This is a genomic window from Psychrobacter sp. KH172YL61, assembly GCF_007182895.1.
In the GTDB taxonomy this organism is placed as follows: domain Bacteria; phylum Pseudomonadota; class Gammaproteobacteria; order Pseudomonadales; family Moraxellaceae; genus Psychrobacter; species Psychrobacter pacificensis.
Genome location: NZ_AP019516.1, coordinates 1,321,173 through 1,333,382, shown reverse-complemented (window position 1 = coordinate 1,333,382; position 12,210 = coordinate 1,321,173). Strand labels below are relative to the sequence as shown.

Annotated in this window: 9 protein-coding genes and 2 pseudogenes; 4 read left to right on the top strand and 7 right to left on the bottom strand. The window is 45.1% G+C overall.

Annotated elements, in window-relative coordinates; genetic code table 11:
- The first annotated feature begins 45 nt into the window (after positions 1-45).
- Entirely contained in the window at positions 46-1,362 is a 1,317-nt protein-coding gene (locus tag PKHYL_RS07150; RefSeq protein ID WP_240366359.1) for an HlyD family secretion protein, read from the top strand.
- Between the two features lie 106 nt (positions 1,363-1,468).
- Here the strand turns inward: PKHYL_RS07150 and pdxH are convergent, their stop codons facing one another.
- From pdxH to cysS, 6 genes and pseudogenes are all read right to left on the bottom strand, one after another.
- Positions 1,469-2,125: a pyridoxamine 5'-phosphate oxidase gene (gene pdxH, locus PKHYL_RS07145; RefSeq protein WP_201587730.1), complete on the bottom strand. Its 657-nt coding sequence runs from the start codon at positions 2,123-2,125 to the stop codon at positions 1,469-1,471.
- A gap of 102 nt (positions 2,126-2,227) precedes the next feature.
- A pseudogene (gene glmM / locus PKHYL_RS07140) lies at positions 2,228-3,596 on the bottom strand (phosphoglucosamine mutase).
- 196 nt (positions 3,597-3,792) lie between these two features.
- Positions 3,793-5,265 carry an IMP dehydrogenase gene (guaB, locus tag PKHYL_RS07135; RefSeq protein ID WP_186474353.1) on the bottom strand — a complete coding sequence of 491 codons (1,473 nt, stop codon included), beginning with the start codon at positions 5,263-5,265 and terminating at the stop codon, positions 3,793-3,795.
- 259 nt (positions 5,266-5,524) lie between these two features.
- Complete coding sequence (locus PKHYL_RS07130) at positions 5,525-7,057, bottom strand: mechanosensitive ion channel family protein (protein WP_240366358.1); 1,533 nt, start codon at positions 7,055-7,057, stop codon at positions 5,525-5,527.
- Positions 7,058-7,121: 64 nt separating this feature from the next.
- A complete protein-coding gene (locus PKHYL_RS07125; protein WP_240366357.1) occupies positions 7,122-7,490 on the bottom strand; it encodes a hypothetical protein in 369 nt (122 codons plus the stop codon).
- Between the two features lie 165 nt (positions 7,491-7,655).
- A pseudogene (gene cysS, locus PKHYL_RS07120) lies at positions 7,656-9,088 on the bottom strand (cysteine--tRNA ligase).
- 215 nt (positions 9,089-9,303) lie between these two features.
- Between cysS and PKHYL_RS07115 the strand changes: the two are divergent.
- Positions 9,304-9,900 (top strand): cob(I)yrinic acid a,c-diamide adenosyltransferase, encoded by a 597-nt coding sequence (locus PKHYL_RS07115; protein ID WP_093069884.1) that lies wholly within the window; start codon positions 9,304-9,306, stop codon positions 9,898-9,900.
- Between the two features lie 145 nt (positions 9,901-10,045).
- Here PKHYL_RS07115 and PKHYL_RS07110 read toward each other — a convergent pair whose 3' ends face one another.
- Positions 10,046-10,972 (bottom strand): hypothetical protein, encoded by a 927-nt coding sequence (locus tag PKHYL_RS07110; protein ID WP_240366356.1) that lies wholly within the window; start codon positions 10,970-10,972, stop codon positions 10,046-10,048.
- Positions 10,973-11,338: 366 nt separating this feature from the next.
- On the opposite strand from PKHYL_RS07110, the gene PKHYL_RS07105 reads away from it, so the two are divergent.
- Positions 11,339-11,647, top strand: a complete 309-nt coding sequence (locus PKHYL_RS07105) for a glycerophosphodiester phosphodiesterase (protein ID WP_240366355.1) — start codon at positions 11,339-11,341, stop codon at positions 11,645-11,647.
- 1 nt (position 11,648) lies between these two features.
- Entirely contained in the window at positions 11,649-12,068 is a 420-nt protein-coding gene (locus tag PKHYL_RS07100; RefSeq protein ID WP_240366354.1) for a glycerophosphodiester phosphodiesterase, read from the top strand.
- Positions 12,069-12,210: the final 142 nt, after the last annotated feature.

Here is a 12,210-nt window from a genome sequence, read left to right as displayed (position 1 = left end):
GTCAGACCCATCAGATATCTGCTTATTAACATTTAGGAGCATGTCATGAGCCAAGAAAAACCAAATGAGCTTAATAAAATACCTCAGACGTCAACTGATGCTCCAGCAACAGACACACGTACAGAGTCTGCTACGGCTCCAGTAGAGACCGCTACAAGCGCTACGCAAAAGAAAACGGATACATCCGAGATACAAGCAGCTACTGATACGCCTGATAGCGTGCGTGAGGATAACTCTGTAGAAGGCTCTATAGAAAATCAAGACGATGATAATGAAACGCCTATGCCGCCAAAAGAGCCGATATCAAATACGGCTGGCTGGTCTCCCAAGAAAAAATCCTATCTAAATTTGGGATTATTGATTGCGCTGATTGTCATTGGTGCGGCCTTAATTTTATATGCTTGGAAACTGCCACCATTTACGCCTACGGTGCAACAAACCAATAACGCCTTTGTCAAAGGTCAAACCACTATTATTAGTCCGCAAGTTTCCGGCTATGTCACCGAAGTGGCGGTGCAGGATTTTGCTGATGTAAAAGCGGGCGATCTACTGATAAAAATAGATGATCGAACGTTTCAACAGCAACTTGAACAAGCTGAGGCCAATACTGAAGTGGCGGTCACCAGTCGCTCTACCAATGTTCAAGACACGCAATCTAGCCAAGCACAAATCGAAGCACGCAAAGCAGACTTATATAGCGCCAAAATCAATGTCGAGAGCGCTCGTGAAGACGTCAATCGCTATCAGGGCTTAGATGCTATCGGTGCGGTATCAAAAGCAGAAGTGGCTCATATCAAAGCAAAGCTGGCTCAAGCACAGGCAAGCGTGCAACAGGCTGAAGCCAATTTACAAGCCGCGCAACAAAACCTCGCCAAAACCAGTGGCACCCAACCCTCGCTGGACGCAAATATCAAAAGTGCTGAGGCAGGTGTGAAGCAAGCACAAATTAATCTCGATAATACGATCATCACAGCACCTGAGTCCGGTCAGCTGAGCCAAATCAGTGTCAAAGAAGGTCAGTACGTTAGCGCGGGCACCCAGCTCATGTATATCGTACCAAAAGGCATTTGGATTATCGCAAACTTTAAGGAAACCCAAATAGCCAGTATGGCAATCGGCGAACCAGCTACTATTCATGTGGATGCGCTTGGCGGTGCCAAATTCACAGGTCATGTGAGCAACATCTCACCAGCCACTGGCAGTGAGTTTAGTGCAGGTGCCGCCAATCCTGCGACAGGTAACTATATAAAAATTGCGCAGCGCATCCCAGTACGTATCGACTTGGATCCGCACCAACCTGAGCTTGCACGCTTGCGTCCTGGTATGTCCGTCTCTGTGGATGTCGATACCAATGCCAAATAAAGCAAATAACTGATATAAAAAAGCCACTCTAAATACCCGAGAGACTGGATATAGAGTGGCTTTTTTATATTTTTAAATGAGCTAGGATTTCAAAATCAGCCAAACACTATGGTAGTAGACGCTTGGTCGTCCAGCTTTCAGCGCTTTGGCTATCACCATCTTGCGTATATACGATGCGGTCATGCATACGGTTGGCACGACCTTGCCAGAACTCGATTTTTTCAACCGTAATTTCATACCCACCCCAAAACGCTGGCGTTGGCACTGTGGTGTTTTCTGGATATTTGGCCTGAAGTTGCTCGAACGTTTGCTCCATCACCTCACGATTGGTGACTTCACCACTTTGCGGTTGACTGACCCAAGCACCTATTTGGCTATCATGTGGACGTTTTTGAAAATAGGCAGCAGATTTTTCAGCGTCAATTTTAGCAATACGACCACTAATACGAACTTGGCGCTCCAGCTCATGCCAAAAAAACAGCGCTTCAGCATTGGGGTTTGCTGCAACGTCCTGTCCTTTCGCGCTGTCATAATTGGTATAAAAAATAATACCTGTATCCGTAATTTCACGCAGTAACACGATACGGACGCTAGGCTTATTGTCTGCACCGCAAGTTGCCAAACTCATAGCATAAGGTTCTTGCACTTTTTGCGCTATTGCCTCATCCATCCAAGCCTTAAATAGCTCAAATGGTGACGCTGGTACTGACTGTTGATCAAGCGCGCCTTTTTCATATGAAAGGCGTTGGTCGGTAAAGTCCATGCTCATGATCATTCCTTATTATAAAATTATGACATTTCAACATTGTAATCTTGAGTGCTAAGCTTTGAATATTAAGCTTTGAATATTAAGCGTTGAATACTATTAACCTAATACCGACTTGATATGATCAGCCAAATCATTTGCCATCACATCACACTCTATCTCATCATCAGACTCAACCATGACTCGAATCACAGGCTCTGTACCTGATTGGCGAATAAGAAGACGACCACGACCTTCTAAAGTCGTCTGTGCTTTGTCAAAAGCGGCGACCAGTTCTTCATGCTTGTATGGGTCTTGCATCTGAGACAGACGTACATTGACCAGCTTCTGTGGTAGTACGTCAAACCCTTCGACCAGCTCACTCAGTGCACGTCCTTGCGCTTGCATCACAGCCAATACTTGCAACCCTGCTATGATCGCATCGCCTGTACGGCTTTTGTCCAGGCACAGAATATGTCCAGATGGCTCACCGCCCAGTATCCAACCATTGGCCTCCAAGTCTTGCATGACATAGCGGTCGCCTACTTTTGCACGAGTAAAATCAATGTCAGCCGCCTTTAATGCCAACTCTAATCCCATATTACTCATAAGCGTACCAACGACGCCTTGCGCTTTGGTGAGTCCTTGGGTCGCGAGCACATATAAGATACCGTCACCATCAACCAGCTTACCTGTCTCATCAACCATCACAATGCGATCGCCGTCACCATCTAATGCGATACCAACATCTGCTTCATGCTCAAGCACCGCTTTTTGCAGACCTTCAGGATGAGTAGAGCCACATTCAGCATTGATATTGATGCCGTCTGGAGTGTTATTGATAGCGATAACACTAGCACCAAGCTCCCGCATGACTCTAGGTGCGACGCTATAGCCTGCACCATTGGCACAATCAACCACGACGGTCAGATGGCTAAGATCATACTGATATGGGAAGCTGCCTTTGCAAAATTCAATGTATCGACCTTTTGCATCGTCAATTCGGCGGTTTTTGCCTAGGTTTGCAGGGGTCAAGGATAGGCATCGTGGCATTGTTACCATTAGCATCACTCATGATTGCCGTTAATCTGTCATTAATTGCTATCTGCATCTCATCACTGATTTTTTTGCCACTACCTGAGAAGAACTTGATACCGTTATCATAATAAGGATTATGTGACGCTGAGATAACCACACCCGCATCGGCATTAAAACTGCGAGTCAAATGTGCAATCGCTGGCGTCGGTAATGGACCAAGCATATAAACATCGACGCCAGCCCCGTTAAAACCTGCTTGCAGAGCACCTTCAATGACATAACCTGAGAGACGAGTATCTTTGCCGATGACCACACTTGGTTTGCGCGTAGAATTTTCGTTGGCTTCTATGAGCACCTGTCCAGTCGCATAACCCAGTTTTAAAATAAAGTCAGGGGTAATAGGCAATTCACCAAATTTTCCACGGATACCATCAGTGCCAAAGTAACTCATTATTTATATTCCTCAAGTCTAAAAATAAAAGGCCAAGCGTATGCGCAGGCAATACTGCTATTGTAATAATATGCTTTTATATTCTACAAAAAAACAGCCAACAATAACAAAGCATTGTTGACTGTTTGTATCTTAACGTCACTACAGCTCTGCAACTGGGCCAGTTCTCAAACAGTGCAGAGCTATAAAATACCGATTAGTTTACACGGTAGTTCGGCGCTTCTTTCGTGATCTGTACATCATGAACATGCGACTCTTTCATGCCTGCTGATGTGACTTTGATAAACTGTGGGTTGGTGCGCATATCTTCGATAGTCGCAGAGCCTGTATAGCCCATTGATGAGCGTAAGCCACCAGCCAATTGGTTGACAATACCAGCGACAGGTCCTTTATAAGGAACGCGGCCTTCAATACCTTCTGGTACGAGCTTCTCTACGCCATCTTTGGCATCTTGGAAATAACGATCCGATGAGCCGTTTGATCCAGACATTGCACCCAGACTACCCATACCGCGGTAAGCTTTGTAATAACGGCCTTGGAACAGCTCAACTTCACCTGGTGCCTCTTCCGTACCAGCCATTAGTGAGCCTACCATAATGCACGATGCACCAGCCGCAATCGCTTTTGCCATGTCACCTGAGTAGCGGATACCGCCATCAGCGATTAATGGGATGCTGTCTTTTAATGCGCTAGCAACATTATCAATAGCTGATATTTGTGGTACACCAATACCGGCAATGATACGCGTGGTACAGATAGATCCAGGGCCGATACCGACTTTTACCGCATCAGCGCCAGCATCACGTAGTGCAAGTGCCGCTTCGCCTGTTGCGATGTTGCCACCGATAACTTGAACATGCGGATAGTTTTTCTTGATCCAAGAGACTTTTTCAATTACGCCTTTTGAGTGACCATGCGCCGTATCCACTACGATCACATCAACATCAGCAGCGATTAATGCTTCGACGCGTGCTTGCGTGTCTGCACCTGTACCAACCGCTGCACCAACACGCAGACGACCTTTCTCGTCTTTACACGCATTTGGATTGTTTTCGGCTTTGGCAAAATCATTGACCGTAATTAAACCACGTAAGCGGAAGTTGTCGTCGATAACGATGACTTTTTCGATGCGATGCTCATGTAGCAATTTTTTGATATTCTCGTTGCTCTCACCTTCATGTACGGTGACCAACTGCTCTTTTGGTGTCATGATCTGACTAACTGGCAATGACAAGTTGGTCTCAAAACGCCAATCTCTGTGAGTCACGATACCTACTACGTTGTCTGTACCCTTTTCGACCACAGGTACGCCTGAGATATTATTGTCTTGCGTCAAGCGTAGCAATTCACCAATCGTCATCTCTGGATGTACGGTGATTGGGTCAACAACCGTACCCGCTTCAAACTTTTTGACGCGGCGTACTTGTGTGGCCTGCTTTTCGATGTCCATGCTCTTATGCAAGATACCCATACCACCAAGCTGAGCCATCGTGATCGCCATTTCAGACTCAGTGACGGTATCCATAGCAGCAGAGATCAGCGGAAGGTTTAGCGTGATGTTTTTGGTCAAACGGGTAGACAGATCGGCAGTTTTTGGCAGAACTTCAGAATAGGCTGGCAATAATAAAACGTCATCAAAGGTTAAGGCTTCATCGACAATTCGCAACATACAGACCCCTAGTGGTGGTTATTTTGATGGGTAGGAGCTCAGAGTTAGGCATATCAATTATTGCAACTGCATACACAGTGCTGACACATGGCTAACCACTCAGTTATCCTATAAAAATAACGCCACATTATAACAAATAAGCACCTCTCTGACATACTATATTTGTCAGATTATTTTACACAAATACGTCTTCAGCGATAATAAACATACACTATATGTTTAATGACGCTTTTTTATAGCGAATAGCTCTCCTTGAACGTTACAGACTTTCTGTTAACGTAAAACGCTCTGTCGGCAAATACTTGTTTTGCTGCTGATGCAAGTAGCCAAGCATCTGCTCACGCACTTCGCAAGCAAGCGTCCATGCTTCTATGGGACCTACTGCTGAAACAGCACCGCGCAGCTGAATGGTGTTTTCTGTCACTTCAACAACAAATATTTCGGGCTCAGTTTCATTGTCCCAAAGCTCATTATCTTTAGTTACTGAGATAAACTGCTGGCGAATGGCCTTTATATCTGCACCATAATCAATGTATAAAAACACAGGACAGGTCTGATGCACTTCTGTATGTGACCAGTTCTCTACCCTTTCAGTGATCAACTGGCGCATCGGCACAATTAATCGACGCTCATCCCATGTTTTGAGTACCGCATAAGTGTAACGCAAGTCTTCCACAGTGCTGAAATTACCATCCATTATCACGCTATCGCCAATCCGTACAGGCTGCGTCACTGCCACCTGCACCCCAGCAATGATGTTACCCAATATAGGCTGAGCGGCGATACCAATAACCACGCCAGCAATACCAGCTGAAGTCAGTAAGGTTTTGCCAAGACCTTCCATGTTGGCAAACTCACTCAGTCCTATCCAGATACTACCCAATATCATGACAAAAATGAAAACGCGGCGGAATATCGACACATAAGTGCGACGACGGCGCACTTTATCAAAATGCTCTTCTCCTAGGTTTTCAATCTGCATGTCTTGGTAACGATTGGCAAAAAAATTAATAGTACGAATGCCTAGCCACATCGCACTAAATACCAACCCCGTCCAAATCAGCGGACGGGTTGATGAAGCCACTGCATCTAGATAAGGAAAACCACCAGAAACTAAGGTAAAAACGAGCGAAAAACTGATGGTAAAGGTCAAAGGCACGGTTAGCTTATTGGCCAAATCTGCCACGCCATTGGCACTGCCAGCAGAGATGTTGTATTTTTCATTATCAACATAACGGCTGATGAGTTTTTCCGTGCTTTTACTTAGTATCCAACCTACGCCCATGGTAAATAAGAAAAACAGGATGAGCGCTGAAAACTCCCATAAGGCAATACCAAAAAACTGGAATTTTAACCAAGTAGGTAGATAACGCTCAAACTCCGATGGATGATATTGTTTATAAAGATTTTCAATATTACCCACTGTCTGCGCAGAGAACATCCAAACTGGCGCCTGATCACCTACCCTTACCCGCTCCAAGTAAACAGGAACACGACGTTCTCGGTACTCGATATAACCCAGCTGGATAGAGCGTCTAGGGATACCCATGACACTACTATCGTTACCCAATGGTGGTTCAATCAGACCATCAGGACGATCGGGCATATCATCAAATACGTATAGCTCTTTTTCAGATAGTAAAAAATCAAGCTGCTTGGTCAAATCAAGCGAACGGGTACGCTGGTTTTTCTCATCAATCAGATTCATATTGAGTGCATAAGCGGCCAAATCATACTGCTGCTTCATCACCGCAGATTGAAAAAACCCCAAAGTCGCAAGCGGCGTCGCCAAATTTGGTGGCTCAGCTAATGGTGGTAACCCGACATTGAGCTTGTTGAGTAAGTAGTAATTCTCGCTATACTCCCCCTGTCAGTCCCACATCACCTTGCAACGTCCCTGCTTGCTGTACTGCGCTACGCTCAGTGGGATCAAATATCTCTTCGGTAATACCAGAGACGCTAATATTTTCGTCTTTGATTGTATTTATTTGTTGGACAGCGTACTCAGCCAAATTGTCAGGTTTGCTAGCGACTTGTGAGCGGCCTTCCTCATTTGCTGCACTGGCAGGTATATAGATAGCGCTGATGGCTATAATAAGAAACCCTAAAACTACCTGCAGTGCATTGTAGCGGATATTATTACGCTCTACATCGCGGCGGTGACCACCGTCAATATCCATTGCTATGCCACGATCATCAGCATTACTATTTTTAAGAGTATTCATATTTTCAAAGCCACTGGTCTACAAAAGGAACGGATATAAAAGGAATGGATATAAAAAGTGCATTCGGTATGCTTTAACCTAATGCACTCTGCAAAAAAAAAGCCAGCGTGAGCTGACTTAATTTATTAGCATGCGTATGTAATCTGATGCACAGCGTCTATATATCTATGCGCGGCGCCATGTTGTACCAGCGCGGCTGTCTTCAAGCTCAATACCAGCCTCTTTTAGCCGCTCGCGTATTTCATCAGCACGCGCAAAGTTTTTGTTGGTTTTGGCATCGGCACGCTCGACGATCAATCCGTCAATAGCCGCATCAGTCAAACCATCTTCTGCTTTATCACCAATCACCGCTTGCAAAACTGCTGCACAGGTTGTTGTAAGATATTCAACACCTGTGCCAGTGCTTTTAATTGCTGTGCCAACTGCCATGCTGTCTCGACTTCTTCAGCTTTGATGGCTTTATTGATGTCGCGTGCCAGACCAAATAAAACACTAATCGCTGTTGAGCTATTGAAGTCATCATTCATGGCTTTAATAAAATCTTGTCCAGCAGCCGTACGATAAGCTTCGCTCGTCAAGTTGTCATCGATTACGATTGTCTGCCCTTTTGCTGTTCAGCCAGTTTTAACGCATTATATAATCTGCTTAGGCTATTATGAGCTTCATCTAATGCGCTATCAGAGAAATTAACTTGGCTACGATAATGGCTAGATAATAAGAAAAAACGCACCGTTTCAGGCAAGTATTTTGCTATAACATCGCGAATGGTTGAGAAATTAGCCAACGACTTGGACATTTTTTCGCCGTCAACATTGATAAACCCGACGTGCATCCAGTTACGCGCGTACTCGCAACCCGTCGCTGCCTCAGACTGGGCAATTTCATTCTCATGATGCGGGAACTGCAAGTCGTGACCGCCGCCATGAATATCAAAGGTATTGCCCAAGCACTTGGTCGACATGGCCGAGCATTCAATATGCCAACCCGGACGCCCCCTGCCCCCAAGGTGACGCCCATTGCGGCTCATCAGGTTTCGCCGCTTTCCAAAGCACAAAGTCAAATGGGTTGCGCTTATCGTTTTCGACATCGACACGTGAACCTGCCTGCATCTCATCAAGATTGCGCTTAGACAATTTGCCATAATTCGCAAAACTATCAACAGCATAGTAGACATCGCCATTGTCGCCTGCATACGCATAGTCACCTGTGACCAGCGTCTCAATCATGGTTTGCATATCATCGATATGATCAGTCGCGCGCGGCTCAGCATCAGGTACTAAGCAGCCAAGGGCTGCAAAATCATGCATCGCTGTAATAAAGCGCTGGGTCAACGCCCCAATCTCTTCGCCATTTTCAGCGGCGCGCGCAATAATTTTGTCATCGATATCAGTGATATTGCGTACGTAATTGACATCATAACCCAATTGGGTGAGCCAACGTACCACCATATCAAACCCGATCATCATTCGAGCGTGCCCGATATGACAATAGTCATAGACGGTCATACCACACACATACATACCCACTTTCCCTGCTTTGAGCGGTTCAAACGGACGCTTGCCGCCAGTCAGTGAGTCATAAATAGCAAGTTGAGACATCGCATCTGCAAGTGGTGTGGTCATAATAAAAGAGCCTTTTAGCATAAATAAAATAAATAGATTGAAAATATCAGCCGTAGCAAGTAAGCAAGCCGTACCGATGATATGATTATAATTTTAACGTAACCCATTATCTTAGCGAAAACAGGCGTAAAATACTACAATGAGCAGGCAACTACCACCATTCAATCATAAAAACCGTTAAGGATATAAAGATGGGCAATCGATTAAGCAAAATATACACGCGTACTGGAGATGATGGCAGCACGGGTATGGCTGATGGCAGTCGATTCAGTAAAGCTGACAATCTGTTCGGTGTCATGGGTGATATCGACGAGCTCAACTCACATATCGGACTGGTGCGTGCTCAACTACAAAGAAACAAAGGCCAATCGATTAGTAAGGATTTTTCTCAAGCCTTAGTTATTATTCAGCATCTATTGTTCAATATCGGCGGTGAGCTTGCCATGCCAGAATATGAGGGCGTCAATGCCACCCATATCGAGTGGCTAGAGCAACAAATCGATATGATGAATACCACGCTGCCACCACTAAAAGACTTTATTTTACCCACAGGCTCTGTACTGGTGAGCCAGTTGCATGTAGCACGTAGTGTGTGTCGCCGAGCTGAGCGCCAAGCTGTGTTATTGCAGGAGCAGCGCCCAGCAGCCATACGCCGCACTGCCATCAGCTTTATCAATCGTTTATCTGATTGGTTGTTTGTCGCCGCGCGCTTTTGTACAGATCCCGAACAAGTCTCTGAAGTACTATGGGACAGTCAAGTCTTGCAAAACTTCGCTGACAATCGCTAATGAATCAAACCTAATATTGCTAGCACCCTCTGACCTAGGTTGATTTTTCGAATATAAAAAAACCCGCAGCACTCATGTTACGGGGTTTTTATTACTTAGCAATATCTATCGACTACCAGTTGCTAACTACTCATAAAATTGCAAATTAGTAAGTAGCGCTATCATCTTCAATGATGACCATATCGATGGTTTCATCTTTCGGCACTGATTTTGGCGTCGCTGGCGTTACTGGTTTTTTGGTCTCAGTAGTAGCCGCTGCTTGATTGTTTTCTGTCGAGCTGTTTTGGTTGCTGGTCGGTTTATTGATGGTTGGCGGCGTCGCAGGTTCAGTAGGACGAATTGGCTCAACTGGCGTGATGGTTCTAGGCTGCTGACGAGCGGGTGCTGCTTGAGTATTATTGTTACTGCTTTGGGCTGCTGCACGTCGCTCAGCACGCTCCTCATCCATCGCAGATTTCAACACAGAGCCTGCCATCACATCTGAAACCACAGTAATCAACGCTGGCTGTCCAGCAATACGCGTGCGCACTTGCCCGCCTTGAGTACCGACAACGTAAGTAAAGGCGTCATCAACGAGCATATTGTTATTGATACGGATATTGTCTTGCGCCAAACGAGATTGCAGGCTTGGCTGATTGTTAGCCGCTTGCACTTGACTGGCTTGATACAAGTCTTCACTTGGCAATGTCATGCTGACACTTGCTTGGCACGTTGTCATACCATTGTCATTGGCTTTTTGTAGTATGGCAGCGTTTTGTACATCGATAACCACGCCATTGATTTTTTCAGTGACAACGCCGCTTTCTAGACTAATCTCGGCATCATTGGCATAATTAGCAGCCAATGCTTGTGCCTGTTGGTTGAGTGTATTTTTTAAAGCAGATTTGAGACGGTCTTGTACCATCGGGTCATCACAATTGATAGCAGGAGCGACGGCACTTTCGGTCGCTACTGGCTCTTGTTCCGTCATCTCTGCCGTATCGGCAGTATCTTCTTTCTCTGAGCGATCACAGCCTGCAAGCGCCAAACCACATACTATTCCGATTCCAGCCACTTTATGCCACTTGCTCAAACTTATATTTGCTACGCTCATATTTACTTCACTCCCAATTTACTGGTTCTTACCGCCACTGATGGACAATATTTAACACTCAAACTGCATGGCAGACTTATAAAACAATGGTGTCATTAACGGTCTGCGATAGATTTGAAAACCACATCATTATACGGTGTTTGGTTGAAATGGTCATTAGTGTAGCCCATGGATATACAAATAGCGCCCCTCATTATGGGTAAAACCTGCGTTTGGTTGCAAAAACATAACAAATACTAGAGAAACATCAGACGCAAAGTATATTGGTCACGCCACAAATTCTATTAGACGTTGATGTCATGACAATATATGATGAGTCGTAAAATCAGTCAGTAGTCATGTGATATGGTAAATTTTAAAAACACGCGTTTATTAGGTCATCGTGGCGCTCGCGGAGAGAGTTTAGAGAATACCTTTTCAGGTTTTAAGTATTCTCAAAATCTAACCTCACAAGGCTTGGCAGGGGTTGAATTTGATATTCAACTGAATGCCGATGGTCACTTGATTGTGTTCCATGACGATGATTTGGAGCGTATGTGCGGTCAACAGTCGCGTATTGATCAGCTCGGGCTCACAGAGATTCAGTGCCGCTTACAATTCGGGCAGCCAATCATGACTTTAGCCAATATAGCGCCTGTACTGAGAGGGATTTAGGGTGATTGAGCTTGAGATTAAAACGCACAATCGAACCAATTATGCAGTATTGATAAATGCACTGGCGCAAGAGCTTATCGATACACCGCTTGCCAGCTTACCAGTGGTGCTGACCAGCTTTGATGTGGAGCTGCATAATCGGTTGCAACGCCACAGACTATTATCTCGCATACCGCGAGGATTATTGATTCGCACGCCAGCTGCCTTGGCAAAAGCGACATACACTGCCCTACAGCTTGGCTGCGTTCAATTGGGTATTCATTATCCGCTTTTAACCCAAGACATTATCAAACATAGTCACCGTTATGGGCTACCCGTGAGCGCTTGGACGGTCAATGATGTCCATACGATTGAACAGCTTATAAGCTGGAATACCGACGTGATTATTACTGACTTTCCACGTCATTTATTATTACCTTGAACTGTCTATCCATATTTTTTCACTTTTAGATAAATCTCTTTTTTCACCCCTTACAGTCCCTACATATCTATAGCGTTACTTACACTTCCCCTTAATGCCTGACAAGTTATCGGCATTTTTGACTCATACAGTCTATAATTCA